The following is an 18,072-nucleotide window of genomic DNA, read 5'->3' as shown; positions in this document are numbered from 1 at the left end:
GGCGGTTGCGGTGAGCAAAAGCCTAAGGCGCTTGTTTGCCGGGCCATTAGGACCCAGAGGAAGCGATACTTGTCCGCCAGGGTTCAGGCCTTGAGGCTGGTGCCGGAATTGCATCGAAAACCGCTGAAAGCCCCCGCCGAGCAGGTCGAGCAACATGAGTACCGCGTTTGATACCAACAGCGTCGAGCCCCGCCATCGCCTGGATTACTGGCAGCAAGTGGTGTGCAGCACCTTTGTCGAGCTCGACTGCAACTTCCCCAATCGCGAACAGTTCCATGGCCATTTGCAGGCCCATGAAGTGGGCGGTCTGTCACTGGTGGAGGTGTCTGCGTCGGAGCAGAGCGTGGTCCGCGACGCTCGGCGCATTGCCCGCGGCGACCAGGAACGGGTGCTGCTCAGCCTTGCCCATGAGGGCCGTGCCCAGGTGTTGCAGGAGGACCGCCGGGCCTTGCTGGATGTGGGCGGTTTTGCCATCTACGACACCCGGCGTCCCTATGAATTGCACTTTGATGGGGCGTTCCGCCAGACCGTGGTGCAGATTCCCCGGGCCAGCCTGCACCAGCGCCTGGGTAACATCGAGTACCTGACCGCGTTACCCCTGTCACGGAACAACCCATTGGATCGGCTGGTGTTCGACTTCTTTGCCGGCCTCTCCCGGCTTGACGGGCAACTGGCTGAGGCGCAGCAATTGCGCCTGGCCGAGCAGGGCCTGGACCTGCTGGCCATGGCCTTGTGCGAGCGCGGCAAAGGCCAGGTGCAGCCCGGGTCGCGGCGCACCGCCTTGCTGTTTCGGATCAAGGACCATATCCAGGCGCGGTTGGCCGATAGCGACCTGAGCCTGGGGGGCGTCAGTGCCCATTTCGGCATCAGCTCGCGCTACACCAACAGCCTGTTCCAGCAGGAGCAGACGTCCTTCGGCCGCTACCTGCTGGCGGCGCGGTTGCAGCGCTGTGCCCGCGACCTGCGAGAGCCGGCCCTGGCTGGCGCGCAGATCAGCGAAATCGCCTACCGCTGGGGTTTCAGCGACATGGCGTACTTCAGTCGGGTGTTCAAGGCAAGGTTCGACTGCTCGGCCCGCGACTACCGTCGCCGCGAGCCCGGCGGCTAAGGCGCGCCGCCGGCAGATGCCGGGCCTGAAGGGATCAGGCCCGGGCGGGGGGCTGTCTTAGAGTTTGAACTTGGCCACCAGGGCGTTGAACGACACCGCCAGGCGCGACAGGTCTTGGCTCGAGGCGCTGGTCTGGTTGGCGCCCGCAGCGGTCTGGGTCGACAGGTCCTGGATGTTCAGCAGGTTGCGGTCCACTTCACGGGCCACTTGGGCCTGCTCTTCGGAGGCCGAGGCAATCACCAGATTGCGCTCGTTGATGGTCGAGACCCCGGCGTTGATCTTCTCCAGCGCCGCCCCGGCATGTTCCGCCAGGCCTTGGGTCTGGGTCGCCAGCGCCAGGCTTTTGCCCATGGCTGCCACGGCACCGTCGGCCCCGGACTGCACGGTGCCGATCATGCCTTCGATCTCCACGGTGGATGCCTGGGTGCGATGGGCCAGGGCCCGCACTTCGTCCGCCACCACGGCAAAACCACGGCCTTGCTCACCGGCACGGGCGGCTTCGATGGCGGCGTTGAGGGCCAGCAGATTGGTCTGGTCGGCGATGCTGCGAATCACTTCCAGGACCTTGCTGATCTGCCGGATGTTGTCGGCGAGCACGGTCACCGCCTGGTTGGAACCGGTGATCTCGCTGACCATGTGGCCGATGCCCTTGACCGTTTCCTGAACCTGGGACTGGCCTTGTTGGGCGTCGTCGCTGGCGGTGCGCGAGGCTTCGGAGGTGGACACGGCGTTGCGCGCCACTTCTTCCACGGCGGCGGTCATCTGGTTGACCGCCGTGGCTGCTTGCTGGATTTCATCGTTCTGGCGGGTCAGGCCGCGGGTGCTTTCTTCGGTGACCGCGCTCAGTTCTTCGGCAGCCGAGGCCAATTGGTCCGAGGCGCTGGCGATCTGCTGAATGGTGGTCTTCAAACCGTTCTGCATGCCGGCCAAGGCATTGAGCAACTGCCCGGCTTCGTCGTGGCGGTCGCTGCTGATGTGGCGGGTCAGGTCGCCTTCGGCAATCTGTTCGGCGCAGGACACCGCCAGGGCCAGGGGACGGGTGATCATGCGGGTGATCAGGATGCCCAGGGCGATGGCCACCAGGAACGCCAGGATGATGCCCACCAACAGTGACACGGAAGCAGTCTGCTTGAGGTCGTCGGCGGCCTGGGCGCCTTCACGGATCTGTCGGTTATTGGAATCGATCATCACCCGCAACAGGCTCCGGGCCTCGCGGAAGTCGGCGATGTTGCTGCCGTTGAGCAGCACGCGGGCCTGTTCGAAGTTCTTGCTGTCGAGCAGCTCGACGATTTTCTTCGAGCTGGCGATGTAGCCCGGCCAGATGCCGTCGAGCTTGTCGCCGGCGGCGCGTTCGTCATCTTCCAGCGGCGTGGCGCGGTACGTCTTGTAGGCCTTCAACGCGTTGTTCAAGTCGCTTTCCAGGGACTCGTGCAAACGTTTGTTTTCCGTGGCGTCCAATTCGCCGCTGTGGGTGTCCACCAGGCGGTACAGGCCACGGTTGTGGGCGGTCAGGCTGCCCAGGGTCTCGGCGGTATTGGCCACCGACACCAGGTTGTTGGAGAAGGTCAGCGACAGGGCGGTTGCCAGTTTGTTGATGCCCAGCATGCCGCCGGCGCCGATCAGCAGGGTGATCAGGGCACAGAGGACAAACGCGGTGAGCAGTTTGGTGGAGAACTTGAAGCGGTTGAGAAGGGACATGGGCAACACTCAGCGGTCTGGATGGCGGCCAGATGATTGGCAGCAAAGGGGGAGTCAGGGGGCGATGATGTCATAGTGACACTGCTGCGCTGAAGCGGTTCATCTTTTCTCACCGATTTTTTCTGCTTGGGTTCACAGGTGTCGCTCGCCCCTCAGGCGGGGGCTTGAGGGGGCGAGGGGGTTCCGCCTGCCGAGCTTATTCCAACCCCTGAAGAACCTGATCCAGGGTGTCGACCAGCAGGTCGCAGTGTTCGCGTTCGAAGATCAGTTGCGGGCGGATTTTCAGGATGTTGGCGTGGGGGCCGGCGGCGCTGAGTAACACGCCGCGTTCGCGCAGGCCGTTGACCACCCGTGTCGTCTGCTCGCTGGCCGGGGTCTGGCTGGCGCGGTCGCTGACCAGTTCCACGCCGAGGAACAGGCCGGCGCCGCGCACGTCGCCGATCAGCGGGTGGCGGTGGGCCAGGGCCTCGAAGCGGCTTTTCAGGTAGGCGCCCTGGGTGGCGCAGTTGTGCAGCAGGCCTTGCTCCTGGATCACGTCCAGCACCGCGTTGGCGGCGGCGCAGGACACCGGGTTGCCGCCAAAGGTATTGAAATAGCGCGCGGTACGGCCGAACTCGGCAATCACCTCGGCACGCATCACCGCAGCGGCGATTGGCTGGCCGTTGCCCATGGGTTTGCCCAGGGTGACGATGTCCGGGGCCAGGCCGTGGCGTTCAAACCCCCACATCTGCGCGCCGGTGCGGCCGAAGCCCGATTGCACTTCATCGGCGATGTACAGCAGGCCTTCACGGCGGGCCAGGGCCACGGCTTCGGCCATAAAACCCGGCGGGTCGGCGAACACCCCGTCACTGGCGAAAATACCGTCCAGCAGCAGGGCCGCCGGCTGGATGCCGTGGGCCCGCAGGTCGTCGATGGCCGCTTGCACGTCCTCGGCAAAGATCCGGCTGACATTCTCTGCCCCCAGGCGATAGGCGTCGGGGGCCCTGACGGTGCGCACGTTGGTCCCCAGGGGCACGCCGGCGCCGAGGGACGGCGAGGCTGCGGCGATCTGTTCGGTGACCCCGTGGTAGGCCAGCTGGGTGACGATCAGGCCGCTGCCGCCGGTGTGGTGGCGGGCGATGCGCAGGGCCAGGTCGTTGGCCTCGCTGCCGGAGCAGGTGAACATCACGTGTTGCAGGTCGGCGGGAAAGGTCGCCAGGAGTTTTTCCGCGTAATCGAGGATGCCTTCGTGCAGGTAGCGGGTGTGGGTGTTGAGCACCTGGGCCTGGGCACTCAGGGCCTGTACCACTCGGGGGTTGCAGTGGCCCACGGAGGCGACGTTGTTGTAGGCGTCCAGGTAGCGTTTACCCTGGGCATCGTAGAGCCAGACGCCGTCACCGCGCACGATGTGCAGTGGGCGTTCGTAGAACAGCCGGTAGGCCGGGCCCAACAGGCGCTCGCGGCGCTCGATCAACGCCCGTTCGGCGGCGGGCAGGCGGTCGGCGTCGGCGGCGGTGAAACCATTGAGCATGGTCATTGCGGGGTCTCCTGTTGGCAGGCTTGACGGATCTGTTGTTGGGCCACGTCCCGGGGCAGGGCGGCGAACCCGCGCAGGCCGCGCCAGGCCGCGGGGGCATTGCGCAGGATGTAGGCGCGGTTCTCCGGGTACAGCGAGGCGCGCCAGTGGGTGATGGCCACGGTCATCACCAGGCGTGCGGCGATCAAGTCGAACAGCAGTAGCTGTTCCTGTTCTTCCAGCGGGCAGACTCGGTGATAGGCGCCGATCAATTCACAGGCCGGGGCCAGCGGGTTGTCTTCGCTGCCTAGTTGGTAGGCGGCGGCAACCGCGAGGTCGTTGATCAGCGGCGCGTGCACCATGTCGCCGAAGTCGATGATGTTGCGGATCAGTTCGTCCTGGCCCTGGTCGACTATGACGTTGTGCAGGTTCAGGTCGTTGTGGATCACCTGGGCCCGCAGGCCCTTGAGCCGGGGCTCGGCATGCTGGCGGAAGTTGTCGAAGAAGTGCTGGGCCAGGCGCTGTTCCTCGGGGTCCTGGATGTACTGCACCAGATCCCCCAGACGCCCGCAGTGCTTGATGTCCCACAGCAGTTCATGACCGGCCGCAGGGTGGAAAAAACCGCGCAAGGCCAGGCCCAGGCGGGCCAGGTGGGTGCCCAGGGCAATGCGCAGTTCGCGGCTGGGCTCGCTGACCCGGACCAGGGGCCGGCCCGGGGCAAAGGACAGCAGGCGGGCCAGGACCCGGTCGCTGCCCAGTTCGACCCAGACCTGATAGTCACCGTTGAGGGCCGGGTAAATGCGTTGCACCGGCAGGCTCGGGTCGCAGGCGAGGATGTGCAGCAGCGCGCGGTTCTGGAAGTCCGCGACCTCGGGATCTTCCACCGGGTTGGAGAGTTTCAGCAGCCATTGGCCGCCATCGGCGTCGTGCAGGTGAAAGTTCAGGTCTCGTTCGCCGGCCAGGCGTTCGGCCCGGGCCTGCAGGCCGAAATGGCTCAGGGCCACGGCTTCGGCCTGTTGCTCGGTGGCCTCGGCGACGGCGGCACTGAGCAGTGCATCAGGGCTGGCGGGGGTAGGGCGGGTCAGGGCATTCACGGTGGCGACAACCTCATGGGAGGGCAGCGAGAACCCCGGGGCGGGCCTCAAGACGATGACGCGACCATAGGGCAGAAATGGCCCTAGGCTTTATAGCCAGATGTGTTTTTTTGATAAGGCCAGTTTTGGCGGTGCAAAAGGGGCTGACAACCCCGGTTGCCGGCTTTAGTCTGCGAGCCTTCCTCCTGCCACCACTGGGCGCCGCCTATGCCTTCGCTGCTTCACGACCTGCTGATCGGCACGCTTGAACGGGGCTCCGAGCTGAGCCTGCAGCGGCAGATTTGCCAGGTGATCCAGGCGTCGATCCTGCAAGGCCACTTGCCGGTGAATTACAAGATGCCCTCGACCCGGGCCCTGGCCGAGCAACTGGCGGTGTCGCGCATCACCGCGGCCCTGGCGTATGAGCGGCTGACCGACGAGGGCTACCTGTACACCCGTCCCGGTAGTGGCACCTTTGTCGCCGACACGCTGCCCCAGGGGTATGACCCGCGGCAGGCCCCTGTCGTGGCCGGCGCTGAAGCCGAGGCGTTGCTGTCTCGACGTGGCGCGGGGATCACCGCCCGGGTCACGGCGCTGGCGCAGTCCGGCGGGGCCTTTGTACCGGGGGTGGCGGATGCCGAGGCGTTTCCGTTCCACATCTGGCGGCGCCTGCAAAACCGCTATTACCGCAAGCACCCCAGTGCCTTGAGCGGTTACGTCGAGCAGGGTGGTTATCGCCCCTTGCGCGAGGCCTTGGCGGCGTACCTGTATGCCTCGCGGGCGGTGAAATGCACGGCGGCGCAGGTCATCGTCACCCAGGGCACCCACCAGTCCCTGGACCTGATTGCCCGGCTGTTGACCGACCCCGGTGACCGGGTGCTGGTGGAGACGCCGACCCATTGGGGCGCACCGGTGGTGTTCGCGGCCGCCGGCCTGCAACTGATGCCCCTGGAGGTGGATGCGGATGGCGCCTGCTTGCCCGAGGACTGCTCGGCGCCGGCGCCGCGCTTTGCCTTTATCACACCGTCGCACCAGTACCCCAGCGCCAGCATCATGAGCCTGCAGCGGCGCCGAGAGTGGCTGGCCTTGGCCGAGGCTCGCAAGCTGTGGGTGCTGGAGGACGACTACGACAGCGAGTTCCGCTACGACATCGAGCCGCTGCCCTCGCTGCAGGGCCTGGACCGCCATCAGCGGGTGATTTACCTGGGCACCTTCAGCAAGGTCACCTTCCCGGGGATGCGCCTGAGTTACCTGGTGCTGCCCGAGGCCTTGGCGACGGCGTTCAGCCAGGGCCTGACCCAGCTCTACCGCCCGGGTTTCCTGCCGATCCAGGCAGCCATGGCGGACTTTATGCGCGAGGGCCATTTCGCCCGGCATATCCGCAAGATGCGAGCGGTCTACGCGGCCCGTCGCAGCCTCTTGCAGCGCTGCCTGAAGGCCAGTTTTGGCGACGCCGTGAGTTTTTCCTCCGGGCAGGCGGGGCTGCACCTGGCGGTGACCCTGGGCACACCGGCCTGCGTGCAACGGATGATCGAACGGGCGCCGGAACACGGCCTGACCTTGCGCGGCAGCTATCACCTGGACCCGCAACGTGGCCATGACGCTCTACTGGTGCTGGGCTACGGCGGGGTCAAGGACAGCGAGATCGAAGCGGCGGTGGGGCGCTTGAAAACCTTGTATGAGCAGGTGCGGCAGGCCGATGCCGTTGACGGATGCCCTGCATGACGCTGATCGACATACCGGGACTTTGCTTTAGGATAGGCGGCTCTTTTTTTGGCCCACAGGGAGTAATGGCTGGATGAACGACTTTGATTTTGCTCAATTGCAGGCCGACCTTGAGGTCGCGGCACGGGTGGCCCTGGCGCAGATCGCCAGTGAGCACCCTGACGAAACCCTCTGCAGCTTTGCCCTGTACAGCGACGGTGACGCGATGACCGCCTGCGTCGCCATCAACACCTTGAGCCACCTGCAGCGCCACCAGGCGGAAAACCCCGACGACCAGGCGTACTACAAGTTTTCTCCGGCGGAATGGCACTTCGAGGGCGAGGGCGCCGATCACGAGATCGAGCAGATCTGCACGCGGTTGCGGGAGCGGGTACTGGCCACCGAAGACGACCCCGATTTTGATGCGTTCCGCGAGCGCGTGTACCAGACCTGTGTCCAGGTCCTGGACAACCTGCGCAACCAGGGCGTGTTCGCCCCTTGGGGCGATGACTTCCTGCTGGTGTTTGCGGTGTCCGACAGTGACCCGGAACCGGCGGAGGAACTGGCGATTATCACTCGCCTGAACTCGACCGCCACGGTGGACGAATTCAAGGCGTGGCTGGCGACCTGGCGCGAGTAAGCGCTGCATGCACCGGCGTGATCAAGGTTGGGTGGCGGGCAGCCGGGCAATGAAGCAGGTGCCGCTTTGCTCCGTCGACGTCACGCTCAAGGTGCCGTTGTGCGCCACGGCGATTTGCGCAGCGATGTACAGGCCCAGCCCCAGGCCTTCGCCTTGCTGGCCCGCTTCCGAACGGGTGAAGGGTTCGAACAGGCACGCCAGCAAAGACGGCGGGATCGGCGGGCCCTGGTTGGTGACAGAGAGGGTCAACAGGCCGTCTTCGATCAGCGCCCTGACCTGGATCGGCGTGTCTCGCGAGCCGTGGGTGACCGCGTTGCTCAGCAGGTTGGAGAACAACTGGCTGACCCGCAGCACGTCGCAATACAGGCCTGAAGGCACGTCTAGCAGGGCGTCTATCCGGGCGCTGGGGTTCGAGGCGCGGATTTCATCCAGGCTCAGTTGCAGGCTGGCTTGCAGGTCATTCACCAGGCTGGGTTGACTCGGAATACCGCTGCCCATCCGGCCCCGGGCAAAGTCCAGGATGTTTTCGATCAAGGCACCCATGCGCGCGGAGCTTTTGCGGATGGCCGAAATCAGGTTCAACGAGCGCTTATCGGCGGCTTTGCTTTCCAGCAGGTCGGTGCTCATGCGAATGGCACTGAGGGGCGTTCGCAGGTCGTGCCCCAGGACCGCGACAAACTGCTCGCGAAGCTTGCCCAGTTTGTGCGCCTCAGCCAACGCCACCTGGGTGTCTTCCAGGGTGTTCTGGCTGTCCAGGTTCATGGCGATCAGTTGGGCGAACAGGGTCAGGGTCTGGGTGATGGTCGCGTCCTGAAGCTCGGCCGGCAGCGAATCAATGGCGCACAGCGTGCCGAAAAAGGCCCCGTCGGCCCTGATGATCGGAATCGAGATATAGCTTTCGAGCCCGTAGGTCCTGGGGGTGTGATGCAGCGAGAACACCGGGTGCGCACTGGCCTGGCCGAAAATCACCGGTTGCCGGTGCTGGCGGATTTCATGGCAAATGGTCGATTCCAGCACCAGTTCGCCACCGGGTTTCAAGCCGAAGTCGATGGAGTCATCCACCGCACAAGCCACCCATTTCTGCTCGGTGACCCGCGCCACGGCCGCAAAACGCATGCCCGTGATGTTTTTGACCAGGCTGAGGATCACCGGCACGGCATCGATGCGCTGGACCGCGTCCACGTCTAAAGCAATTTCTGAATGGGGCATCGGCGAGACTTCAAACCTTGGCAAAGGGTGGGACGCTGGCGACGCTTTCCTGCTCGGAGGGGCTGCCGCCAGCCTGCATATGGACGGGAGTTTAGTGGCGAATTAAGACAGGGTCCGACATTTCAATCGGCTGCAACATGCCATGTGGGGCGGGGGACGTGCACCTGTTTTTCGCGGCCAAGCGGTGTGGCGAGTGCAAAACGAACACGCCACTCGGCTGAGTGGCGTGTGAATTACGCGGCGGCAATGCCCGCGCCGGGCGTGCCGATGCCGGGGTTCAGAACAACGAAAAGGCGTAGCTGGCGATCAGGCGGTTTTCATCGATGTCGCGGCCATCATCGCTGCGGTAGGTGGCGTTGCGCAGGCGGATGGACAAACCCTTGAGCCGGTCTTGAAAGGCGTAGCTGACGTCGATGTCGCGCTCCCATTCCTTTTCTGCACCGGGTTTGTCCAGGCCGGAACCGCGGATGTAGGCGGTGAAGAAGCTCAGCCCGGGAATGCCCAAAGCCGCGAAGTTGTAGCCGTAGCGCAGTTGCCAGCTGCGTTCGCCGGCGCTGCCGAAGTCATGGTATTGCACATAGTTGGGCAGGTAGGGGTTGTTGATGTAGGGAAAACCGGTGGCGCCCTGCATGACTTGATAGGTGGCCAGCAGGCTGTGGCCGCTGTCCAGGTTGTAGCCTAGGGCGGCGGAGTAGGCGCGGTTGTCGACCTCGCCGGCCTTTGCGGCGCCGATCTCGCGACTGGAAAACGCCCGCACATCGGTGGTGATTTTGCCGCTGCCCAGGCGCGTGGCGTGAACCAGGCCGAAGAATTGCTGGCGGTACACGTCATCCAGTGCACCGTAGTAGTAGCTGGCGCTCAGGGTCGGCGTGAGCTGATAGCTGCCGCCCCCATAACGAAAGTGCTCGCCGATGCCGGTGGCGCGATAACGCCCGTCCTTGGTTGCGATGGCGATGTCCCGTTGGTCGGTGGAGTCCGGGGTGACCGTCTTATCAAACTGGGCGAGGTTCAGCGTCAGGTGTTCGATGTCGCCGGAACTGAGCTGGGTGCCCTGGAAGGTCTGGGGAAACAGGCGGCTGCCGTTGAATTGCAGCACCGGCACCTTGGGCAGTGCAATGCCATAGCTGAGGGTGGTTTTCGAAAGCCTGGCCTTGGCCGCCAGCCCGCCCTTGGCGTACTCGCCAGCCGCCTCGCCGGACGCACGCCGGGGCAGCAGGCCACTGCCGGTGCGGTCGGGGCTGGAGTCCAGCTGGAAGCCGGCATAGCCCAGGGCATCGATGCCAAACCCCAGGGTGCCCTGGGTAAACCCCGATTCGTAGTTGAGCAGGAAGCCTTGGGCCCATTCGTCTCGCTTGGAAACGCCGGCGCCGTCTCGAAAGTCGCCGTTGTAGTAGAAGTTGCGGGCTTCCAGGCTGGCCTTGCCGTCTTCGATAAAACCTTGGGCCAGCGCGCCCAGGCTGCAGCAGACGCCGGGTATGAACAGGGCGATAGACAGGGTACGGTTCATTTTTATTATGTTCCTGGCACGACGAGGCGCTGTTCGGTACAGGACCGAACAGGCACTCGATTAAGGGGAAGTGAGGGGGAGGGGGTTAAGCCTTGTTGCCCAACTCTTGGGCGAGTTTTTCGCGGTCCAGCTCTTTTTCCCAGGCGGAGACCACCAGGGTGGCGACCCCGTTGCCCACCAGGTTGGTCATGGCCAGCCCGGTGCCCATGAAACGGTGGATGCCGAGGATCAGCACCATGCCCGCGACGGGCACGATCGGCACCACCATCAGGGTGCTGGTCAGCATCACGAAGGCCGCGCCGGACACGCCACTGGCGCCCTTGGACGTCAGCATCGCCACGACCACCAGGGTCAATTGCTGGGACAGGCTGAGGTCGATGTTCAACGCCTGGGCGATGAACAGCACGGCCATGGTCAGGTAGATGTTGGTGCCGTCCAGGTTGAACGAGTAACCAGTAGGGATCACCAGGCCCACCACCGGTTTGGAGCAGCCCAGGCGTTCCATTTTGTCCATGATTTGCGGCAGCACCACTTCAGAGGAACTGGTGCCGAGTACCACCAGCAATTCCTCTTTGATGTAGCCGAGGAAGCGCAGGATGCTGAAGCCACAGAGCCGGGCGACCCCGCCGAGCACCACCACCACAAAGAACACGCAGAGCAGGTAGAAGCTGCCGATCAGCTTGAGCAGGGGCAGCAGCGATTCCACACCGTAGGTGCCGACGGTGAACGCGATGGCGCCAAAGGCACCCACGGCCGAGAGTTTTGCGATGATGTGGACGATGCGGAAGAACACCCCTGACAGGCCTTCGATGATCTCGTACACCGGCTTGCCTTTCTCGCCCATGGCCGACAGCGCGCAGCCAAACAGCACCGAGACCAGCAAGATGCACAGTACATTCCCCTCGGCGAAGGCCTGGGTGAAGGTACTGGGGATGATGCCCATGAGGAAGTCGACCATGTGCAGGTGCTGGGCTTTTTCCGCGAACCCGGTCACGGCCCTGGCATCCAGGGTGTTGACGTCGACATTGAAGCCGCCGCCGGGGTTGAACAGGTGGCCGCCGATCAGGCCGATCAGCAGCGAGACCGTGGAGATGATTTCGAAATACAGCAGGGCCTTGCCGCCGACCCGGCCGACCTTTTTCAGGTCCCGCATGCCGGCGATGCCGGTCACCACCGTACAAAAAACCACGGGGCCGATGATCATTTTGATCAACTTGATAAACGCGTCGCCTAGGGGCTTGAGGTCTGCCGCGAAGTCCGGCCAGAAGTGCCCCACCAGCACCCCGACGATGATCCCCAGCAGGACCTGGAAATACATCGCGCGGTAGAAGGGTTGCTTGGTTTTGGCGTTGGGCCGGGGCGGGGCTCCGACCTGATCAGTCACAGGGATAGGGTTCATTAGCGTTACTCACTGCCATCTTATTGTTGGAGGTGTGGCAAAGGGTGGTGCGGTCAGCGGCCGTACAGTTTCAGCGGGTTGTCCACCAGGAGCTTGTGACGCAGGGCCGGGTCGCTGCAGAAGTCCAGCATCAGGTCCACCAGGCCACCGTCGTTGGGCATGTCTTGAGTGATATTCGGGTGTGGCCAGTCGGTGCCCCAGAGCACCCGGTCCGGCGCGGCCTGGATCAGGCGTTCGGCGAAGGGGATGGCGTCGGCGAAGGGCCGACGACCCACCGACACGCGCTCGGCGCCGCAGACCTTGACCCAGGCCAGTGGATTTTCCATCAGGTCGAGCAGGGCCAGGAAGGACGATTGTTCAAGGCCGTCCTGTGCCTTGATCCGCCCCATGTGGTCGATGATGAACGGCACGGGGATGCGTTCCAGGCGCTCGACGTGGGTCAGGATGTCTTGCGCGTCCAGGTGCAGCACCAGGTGCCAGCCCAGCGGGGCCAGCCGCTCCACGGTGCGGTCGAAAACCTCCAGGTCGGGGGCGCCACCCAGGTGCGCGACAAAGTTGAAACGCACCCCGCGCACCCCGCCGGCGTGCATCTTGGCCAGTTGGGCGTCGGTTTCGCTGCCATCGACGATGGCCACGCCACGGTAGCGTCCGGCGCTGCGGGCAATGGCATCGAGCATTGCGCGGTTGTCGCTGCCATGGCAGCTGGCCTGGACGATCACCGCCCGGCTGATGCCCAGATGATCGTGCAGCGCCCGCAGGGTTTCATAAGGGGCGTCGGGCGGGGTGTAGCTGCGGTCGGCTGCATAGGGGAACTGCACAGCGGGGCCGAACACGTGGCAGTGGGCATCCCAGGCGCCCGCGGGCAGGGCGTGGGTGGGCGTGCTGGGGTTGGGGTCCGGCGCCAGGCAAGTTTTCATCAGGTATCCCTTATTGGTCTGTGTTTGAAAGCGATGGCTGATGGTCAGGGTTGCCAGCGTGTCGAACAACAGAGCCTGGGTTCTAGCAGTTATGCGGTTTTTGCATGCCTGTTGTCACGGTATGCAGATTTCGCGAACCACCGCCAAGGTTTTCTCGGCCAGGCGGGTCAGCGGTCGCTGCTTGGAGGTGGCAATGAACAGGTGGGTCGGGATGGCCGGTTCGACAATCTGCGCGGCTTTCAAGCCGTCGGGCAGGCTGTCGCTGCCGGCGAGGGCCGAGCGGAACAGCACGCCGTAGCCCATGTTCAATTTGATCAACTCCAGCAGCGACGGAATGCTGTCGATTTCCAGGCACACGTCCAGCGCCAGGTCATGGCGCGAGGCCTGGGTCTCGATCAAGCGGCGCAGGGAATGGGGTTCGCTGGGAATGATCAGGGGATAGCGCCCGAGGTCGGCCATGGGCACGGTGTGCGGCAGGTCCGAAGCGCTGGCGCCGATCAGCATCAGGGGTTCGGAGTGGAGGTGCTCGTAGTGCAGCTGTGCGCTGAGAGCCGGGTTGAACAGCAGGGCGAAATCCAGGCGGCCGAGCAACAGCCATTCGCGCATCGAGTGGCTCAAACCTTCCTTGATGCCCAGGGAGCAACCGGGAAACTGCTCACGAAAGGCGGACACCAGGGCCAGGGTATGGCAGCGGGAAATGCTCGGTGGCAGGCCGATCACCACTTTGCCGGACAAGGTGTCGCGCTGTTCGCGCAACTCTTCGCGAGCCACTTGCACCTGCCGCAAGATCCCTTTCCCGTGGTCGAACAGGCGCTGGCCCGACGCCGTCAACAACACCCCTCGGCCATTGCGCAGCAGCAGGTGCTCTTGCAGTTCGACTTCCAGTTGCCTGACCTGGCGGCTGACCACCGATTGGGAAATGTTCAACACGGCGGCGGCCTTGGTGAAGCTGCCGAATTCGGCGACCCGTACGAAGCATTCGAGTTGTTTTAAGTCCATGAGCCGCTCGCGAGGGAAAAAGTCATGGTACTGGTTTTTTTCTTCGTGGCTTTCGCCGCTGACACAGCTACACGCGGCCACCATTCGTCAGCAAGGCCCCTCGACCCTGCTTGACAGCCGGGCGCGCGGGGCAAATACTCGCCACAAAATTCATATAGATGACTAGATAACAAGGTGCATAAAGTCGATGAATTCCCTCTCCAGTGATGTTCGCCTGCCCCTTTACCAACGCCTGCGTGACCACTTGGCCCAGCAGATCGCCAACAACCGCTGGCGCCCGGGAGAGGCCATCCCCACCGAGGCCGCGCTGTCGGCGGAATACCAGCTGTCCACGGGCACCGTGCGCAAGGCCGTCGATGCGCTGGTCAGTGAGGGCATCCTGGAGCGCCAGCAAGGTCGCGGGACCTTTATTCGCCGCCCTCAGTTTCAGTCGTCGCTGTTCCGGTTTTTCCGCTTTCAAACTGCAGCGGGCGAACGCCAGGTGCCCGAGAGCCGGATTTTGTCGATCGAGCCGGTGACGGCGCCGTCGGCGGTGGCCCAGGCGTTGGGCTTGCCCCTGGAGGCGCCGGTGATTCGTATCGTGCGGGTGCGTCTGCTGGAGGTTCAGCCGGTGCTCGCGGAAGAAATCTGGCTGCCGCGCAGCCGCTTTCAAGCGTTGCTGGAGATCGACCTGAATCGCCAAGGGCCGTTGCTCTATCCGATTTACGAAGAGGTCTGCGGCCAGGTGGTGGCCTATGCCGAAGAAACCCTGACCGCCGAATCGGTGAATGACCTGCATGCGCGGTTGCTGCAGGTGCCGGTCAACAGCCCGGTGGTGGTGATCGAGCGGTTGGCCCGTGACTACGCCGGCACGCCGTTGGAGTGGCGCCGTTCACGCGGGCATGCCGAGCATTTCCGCTACAGCGTGGACATTCGCTAACCCGTGCCCGGCTAGCGGCTCTCTCAGCGGCGAATCGTTCGCCGCTGTTTTTATCGTGTTGTTTCCCTGACTGGCCCTGCAGCGGTGCGGTTCGCTCTCGGCTGCCTCTCGTTTCACTTATAAGGATAAGAACCATGTTCAGTTGGTATCGCCAAGTCACTCCTCGGGAGCGCAAAACGTTTTGGGCCTGCTTCGGCGGATGGTCGCTCGATGCATTGGAAGTACAGATGTTCGGCCTGGCGATACCGGCGTTGATCGCCGCGTTCGCCTTGACCAAGGGCGATGCGGGGTTGATCAGTGGCGTCACCCTGGTCACCTCGGCCATTGGCGGCTGGGTCGGCGGAACACTGTCCGACCGCTACGGCCGGGTGCGCACGCTGCAGTGGATGATTCTGTGGTTCTCGTTCTTCACCTTCTTGTCGGCCTTCGTCACCGGCTTTCACCAACTGCTGATCGTCAAGGCGTTGCAGGGCTTCGGCATTGGCGGGGAGTGGGCGGCCGGTGCGGTATTGATGGCCGAAACCATCAATCCCAAGTACCGCGGCAAGGTCATGGGCACGGTCCAGAGTGCCTGGGCGGTGGGTTGGGGCCTGGCGGTCGGGATCTTTGCGCTGATCTATTCCTTCGTGCCGCAAGACATGGCCTGGCGGGTGATGTTCATCATCGGCTTGCTGCCGTCGTTCCTGATCATCTGGGTACGGCGCAACGTTGAAGAGCCCGACAGCTTCCAGCGCCTGCAAAAAGAACAGGCCATTCCACATAGCTTCTTCAAGTCCCTGAGCGGCATCTTCCGTCCGGAGCTGATTCGCGTGACCTTGTTCGGCGGCCTGCTGGGGTTGGGCGCGCATGGCGGTTACCACGCGGTGATGACCTGGTTGCCGACCTTCCTCAAGACCGAGCGCAACCTGTCGGTGCTGAACTCCGGCGGCTACCTGGCGGTCATCATCTTTGCCTTTTGGTGCGGCTGCGTGGTCAGCGGGTTCTTGATCGACCGCATTGGCCGCCGTAAGAACATCGTGTTGTTCGCGCTGTGCTGCGTGGTCACCGTGCAGTGTTATGTGTTCCTGCCGCTGAGCAACACCCAGATGCTGTTCCTCGGGTTCCCGCTTGGCTTCTTTGCGGCGGGTATTCCGGCGAGCCTCGGGGCGCTGTTCAACGAGCTGTACCCGGCGGATGTGCGCGGGGCCGGGGTGGGGTTCTGCTACAACTTTGGCCGTGTGCTGTCGGCGGTGTTTCCGTTCCTGGTCGGGCACATGAGCGACTCCATGTCCTTGGGGTCGGCGATTGGCATCGACGCAGGGATTGCCTACGGTGTGGCCGTGATCGCCGCGCTCTGCCTGCCGGAAACCCGTGGCCGCAGCCTGGAAGCCACCTCCCCACCAGCGTCGCCCAGTATCCATGGCGATGAACGCGCCGCGGCCTGATGACCTTTACTTTCGATAGATGAAACCCATGCCCGATACCCGTTCCACGCCGATCACCGGCATCGACGCCCATGCCCATGTGTTCAGCCGAGCGCTGAACCTGGCCGCCACCCGGCGTTACACCCCCGGCTACGACGCCACGCTTGCGCAGTACCTGGCGCATCTGCAAAACCACGGCTTGAGCCATGGCGTGCTGGTGCAGCCGAGCTTCCTCGGCACCGACAACAGTTACCTGCTGGCGGCGTTGCAGCAGGCGCCCGAGCAACTTCGTGCAGTGGTGGTGTTGGAGCGCGACGTCAGCCGCAGCGTGTTAGATGACATGGCCCGACAGGGCGTGGTCGGGGTTCGCCTGAACCTGATGGGCAAAGCCTTGCCCGACCTGCGCGAGCCGGCCTGGAGGGATTTCTTCGGTCACATCGCCGCCCTTGGCTGGCACATCGAGCTGCACCGCCACGTGGAGGATTTGCCCAGGCTGGTCCGCCAACTGCTGCCCTTCGGCAGCCCGCTGGTCATCGACCATTTCGGCCGCCCGGATGCGCGCCTGGGCCTGGATCAACCCGGCTTTCACGAGCTGCTGGAATTGGGGCTGGGCGGGCAACTGTGGATGAAAGTGTCCGGCATCTATCGGCTGGCAGGGACCGACCCGCAGAACCTCGACTTCGCCCGTGCGGCTCTGCCACTGCTGGTACAAAGCTTCGGCCCGCGGCGGCTGGTCTGGGGCAGCGACTGGCCCCACACCCAACACGAAGCAACCGTCGGTTTCGGCAGCGTGGTGGAGCAACTGGCGGCGCTGGGCTGCTCGGCGGCATTAAGGCACGCGCTGCTGGTGGAGGCGCCGCGCGTGTTGTTTGGTTTTGAGGATGGGCGAGCGTAGGCGTTGATAGGTCGGGGCGAGGGAGCCGTTGTGATCAGTGGCAGTGCCGTGTTCCAGCCTTCTTGTCGTTGTGGCAGCCCTGCTTGTCGGTGCGCCCGCCGTGAGCGATGGCCGAAACAGAAGTCGCGGCGAGCACCGCAGCCAGTACGAGGGTGATGATTTTCATTGTTCACTTCCTGTGTGTGTTGAAGGGCAACCTGTCCTTTGCGCGCGCTGAATCAGTTCAAGCTCATCGCCCGCCAGGCCCATGTTTTGTAGGCGTGCAGCCGTAAGCCGTCAAGTTCCGGGTGCTGTTATTGAGGGTGAGGCCGTGGGGTGATAACAGGGGGTGGGTGTTTCGCCCTGACTGACTGAGCGCTTGGGCAGGTAGTATGGCCGCCCGCGCGTTCGGGTCTTAAAGGATGGACAGTAGAGAATTATGGACAATCAGCTTGATGCGCAGCGCGTAATCATCGCGTTTTTGATCATCGTCGCCAGCCTGGGCGGCATCGCATTTGTCGGCTGCCTGGCCAGCCCTCCCGGCTTTTTCCCCGGCCTGAGAGTGGCGCTGGCGATCATCGCCCTGGGACTGACCTGCCTGCTGTGTTACCCGCTGGTAATCGCTTACTGGCTGGTCTCCGGCCGACCGACCAGCGTGCGCAAGTTACTGATTATCCATACCGTGGCATTAGGGGTGTTTGCGGCTTGGTATGGGGTGATTGTTTTTGATTGAGGGGGGGGCGGGGTGCTGCTGTTGCACATGTGTTGTTCAGGAAGTTGAATGTGTGTTCTTTCGGCAGGGTTCCGGAGGAGGGGGTAAACAGAAGGAGGTTATGGAACGCTTCCATAATAGTTCTCGAGCCTATTGGTTTTTTCTACAGCAGAGGCAACCGACAAAAATGACAAAGCTCTGATTATTTAGAGCTTTGTCGTTTGAGATATGGCAGAAGCTTAGAGATTCGAACTCTTGGGTCTGTTGCAGTTGGCGATTTTCAAGTTCGAAGATTAATTGTTTTTATTTCAATGGCTTAAGTTGTATTCGTTTCTGCTAGGCAATATTCATTAATGCGCTGGAGACCTCTGAAGGCAGGGGGAATTTATTTGCAGAGACGAATTTGGCCGGTTTT

General features: G+C 63.4%; 16 protein-coding genes. 7 read left to right on the top strand and 9 right to left on the bottom strand.

The genetic code is table 11. The features are described from left to right. Nucleotides 1-154 precede the first annotated feature (154 nt). Nucleotides 155-1,108 carry an AraC-like ligand-binding domain-containing protein gene (locus tag M1B34_RS00475; RefSeq protein ID WP_268264135.1) on the top strand — a complete coding sequence of 318 codons (954 nt, stop codon included), beginning with the start codon at nt 155-157 and terminating at the stop codon, nt 1,106-1,108. Between the two features lie 57 nt (nt 1,109-1,165). On the opposite strand, the gene M1B34_RS00470 is transcribed toward M1B34_RS00475, so the two are convergent. The 3 genes from M1B34_RS00470 to M1B34_RS00460 form a co-directional block, all read right to left on the bottom strand. Then, a complete protein-coding gene (locus M1B34_RS00470; RefSeq protein ID WP_268264134.1) occupies nt 1,166-2,806 on the bottom strand; it encodes a methyl-accepting chemotaxis protein in 1,641 nt (546 codons plus the stop codon). A 196-nt stretch (nt 2,807-3,002) separates the two neighbouring features. Further along, on the bottom strand, nt 3,003-4,322 hold the full coding sequence (locus M1B34_RS00465) for an aspartate aminotransferase family protein (RefSeq protein ID WP_268260860.1): 1,320 nt from the start codon (nt 4,320-4,322) through the stop codon (nt 3,003-3,005). After that, the gene (locus tag M1B34_RS00460; RefSeq protein ID WP_341870137.1) at nt 4,319-5,395 is read right to left on the bottom strand and encodes a phosphotransferase; all 1,077 of its coding nucleotides are present in this window, start codon (nt 5,393-5,395) and stop codon (nt 4,319-4,321) included. The genes M1B34_RS00465 and M1B34_RS00460 overlap by 4 nt, the downstream gene beginning before the upstream one ends. 207 nt (nt 5,396-5,602) lie before the next feature. On the opposite strand from M1B34_RS00460, the gene pdxR reads away from it, so the two are divergent. Both pdxR and M1B34_RS00450 read left to right on the top strand, forming a co-directional pair. Then, on the top strand, nt 5,603-7,099 hold the full coding sequence (gene pdxR, locus M1B34_RS00455; protein ID WP_268264133.1) for a MocR-like pyridoxine biosynthesis transcription factor PdxR: 1,497 nt from the start codon (nt 5,603-5,605) through the stop codon (nt 7,097-7,099). 73 nt (nt 7,100-7,172) lie between these two features. Continuing rightward, nucleotides 7,173-7,718, top strand: a complete 546-nt coding sequence (locus M1B34_RS00450) for a DUF4303 domain-containing protein (protein ID WP_123335869.1) — start codon at nt 7,173-7,175, stop codon at nt 7,716-7,718. A 21-nt stretch (nt 7,719-7,739) separates the two neighbouring features. Here the strand turns inward: M1B34_RS00450 and M1B34_RS00445 are convergent, their stop codons facing one another. The 5 genes from M1B34_RS00445 to M1B34_RS00425 all read right to left on the bottom strand — a co-directional run bounded on the left by M1B34_RS00445 (nt 7,740) and on the right by M1B34_RS00425 (nt 13,749). Beyond that, complete coding sequence (locus M1B34_RS00445) at nt 7,740-8,927, bottom strand: GAF domain-containing sensor histidine kinase (protein ID WP_268264132.1); 1,188 nt, start codon at nt 8,925-8,927, stop codon at nt 7,740-7,742. Between the two features lie 277 nt (nt 8,928-9,204). Next, nucleotides 9,205-10,434 (bottom strand): OprD family porin, encoded by a 1,230-nt coding sequence (locus M1B34_RS00440; RefSeq protein ID WP_268264131.1) that lies wholly within the window; start codon nt 10,432-10,434, stop codon nt 9,205-9,207. An 85-nt stretch (nt 10,435-10,519) separates the two neighbouring features. Next, nucleotides 10,520-11,833 carry a dicarboxylate/amino acid:cation symporter gene (locus tag M1B34_RS00435; protein ID WP_268260855.1) on the bottom strand — a complete coding sequence of 438 codons (1,314 nt, stop codon included), beginning with the start codon at nt 11,831-11,833 and terminating at the stop codon, nt 10,520-10,522. Between the two features lie 53 nt (nt 11,834-11,886). Beyond that, a complete protein-coding gene (locus M1B34_RS00430; RefSeq protein WP_268264130.1) occupies nt 11,887-12,750 on the bottom strand; it encodes an amidohydrolase family protein in 864 nt (287 codons plus the stop codon). Nucleotides 12,751-12,864: 114 nt separating this feature from the next. Continuing rightward, entirely contained in the window at nt 12,865-13,749 is an 885-nt protein-coding gene (locus M1B34_RS00425) for a LysR family transcriptional regulator (protein WP_123335876.1), read from the bottom strand. A gap of 187 nt (nt 13,750-13,936) precedes the next feature. On the opposite strand from M1B34_RS00425, the gene M1B34_RS00420 reads away from it, so the two are divergent. From M1B34_RS00420 to M1B34_RS00410, 3 genes are all read left to right on the top strand, one after another. Then, the gene (locus M1B34_RS00420) at nt 13,937-14,668 is read left to right on the top strand and encodes a GntR family transcriptional regulator (protein ID WP_268260854.1); all 732 of its coding nucleotides are present in this window, start codon (nt 13,937-13,939) and stop codon (nt 14,666-14,668) included. A gap of 134 nt (nt 14,669-14,802) precedes the next feature. Then, a complete protein-coding gene (locus M1B34_RS00415; protein WP_268264129.1) occupies nt 14,803-16,092 on the top strand; it encodes an MFS transporter in 1,290 nt (429 codons plus the stop codon). A gap of 28 nt (nt 16,093-16,120) precedes the next feature. After that, a complete protein-coding gene (locus M1B34_RS00410) occupies nt 16,121-16,966 on the top strand; it encodes an amidohydrolase family protein (protein WP_268264128.1) in 846 nt (281 codons plus the stop codon). Between the two features lie 34 nt (nt 16,967-17,000). Here M1B34_RS00410 and M1B34_RS00405 read toward each other — a convergent pair whose 3' ends face one another. Then, complete coding sequence (locus M1B34_RS00405) at nt 17,001-17,132, bottom strand: YHYH domain-containing protein (protein ID WP_236218225.1); 132 nt, start codon at nt 17,130-17,132, stop codon at nt 17,001-17,003. Nucleotides 17,133-17,384: 252 nt separating this feature from the next. Between M1B34_RS00405 and M1B34_RS00400 the strand changes: the two genes are divergently transcribed. Then, entirely contained in the window at nt 17,385-17,678 is a 294-nt protein-coding gene (locus tag M1B34_RS00400; protein ID WP_268264127.1) for a hypothetical protein, read from the top strand. Nucleotides 17,679-18,072: the final 394 nt, after the last annotated feature.

This window comes from Pseudomonas morbosilactucae (assembly GCF_023241715.1).
Classification (GTDB): domain Bacteria; phylum Pseudomonadota; class Gammaproteobacteria; order Pseudomonadales; family Pseudomonadaceae; genus Aquipseudomonas; species Aquipseudomonas morbosilactucae.
Note: the sequence above shows the minus strand (reverse complement) of the source record. Positions and strands in the feature narration are given on the sequence as shown.

Excerpts from the sequence above, each read along its gene's own strand:
- M1B34_RS00465 (WP_268260860.1), bottom strand. The coding sequence starts at position 4,322 with ATGACCATGCTCAATGGTTTCACCGCCGCCGACGCCGACCGCCTGCCC.
- M1B34_RS00430 (WP_268264130.1), bottom strand. The coding sequence starts at position 12,750 with ATGAAAACTTGCCTGGCGCCGGACCCCAACCCCAGCACGCCCACCCAC.
- pdxR (WP_268264133.1), top strand. The coding sequence starts at position 5,603 with ATGCCTTCGCTGCTTCACGACCTGCTGATCGGCACGCTTGAACGGGGC.
- M1B34_RS00410 (WP_268264128.1), top strand. The coding sequence starts at position 16,121 with ATGCCCGATACCCGTTCCACGCCGATCACCGGCATCGACGCCCATGCC.
- M1B34_RS00415 (WP_268264129.1), top strand. The coding sequence starts at position 14,803 with ATGTTCAGTTGGTATCGCCAAGTCACTCCTCGGGAGCGCAAAACGTTT.
- M1B34_RS00405 (WP_236218225.1), bottom strand. The coding sequence starts at position 17,132 with ATGAAAATCATCACCCTCGTACTGGCTGCGGTGCTCGCCGCGACTTCT.
- M1B34_RS00400 (WP_268264127.1), top strand. The coding sequence starts at position 17,385 with ATGGACAATCAGCTTGATGCGCAGCGCGTAATCATCGCGTTTTTGATC.
- M1B34_RS00470 (WP_268264134.1), bottom strand. The coding sequence starts at position 2,806 with ATGTCCCTTCTCAACCGCTTCAAGTTCTCCACCAAACTGCTCACCGCG.
- M1B34_RS00425 (WP_123335876.1), bottom strand. The coding sequence starts at position 13,749 with ATGGACTTAAAACAACTCGAATGCTTCGTACGGGTCGCCGAATTCGGC.
- M1B34_RS00445 (WP_268264132.1), bottom strand. The coding sequence starts at position 8,927 with ATGCCCCATTCAGAAATTGCTTTAGACGTGGACGCGGTCCAGCGCATC.
- M1B34_RS00475 (WP_268264135.1), top strand. The coding sequence starts at position 155 with ATGAGTACCGCGTTTGATACCAACAGCGTCGAGCCCCGCCATCGCCTG.
- M1B34_RS00435 (WP_268260855.1), bottom strand. The coding sequence starts at position 11,833 with ATGAACCCTATCCCTGTGACTGATCAGGTCGGAGCCCCGCCCCGGCCC.
- M1B34_RS00450 (WP_123335869.1), top strand. The coding sequence starts at position 7,173 with ATGAACGACTTTGATTTTGCTCAATTGCAGGCCGACCTTGAGGTCGCG.
- M1B34_RS00440 (WP_268264131.1), bottom strand. The coding sequence starts at position 10,434 with ATGAACCGTACCCTGTCTATCGCCCTGTTCATACCCGGCGTCTGCTGC.
- M1B34_RS00420 (WP_268260854.1), top strand. The coding sequence starts at position 13,937 with ATGAATTCCCTCTCCAGTGATGTTCGCCTGCCCCTTTACCAACGCCTG.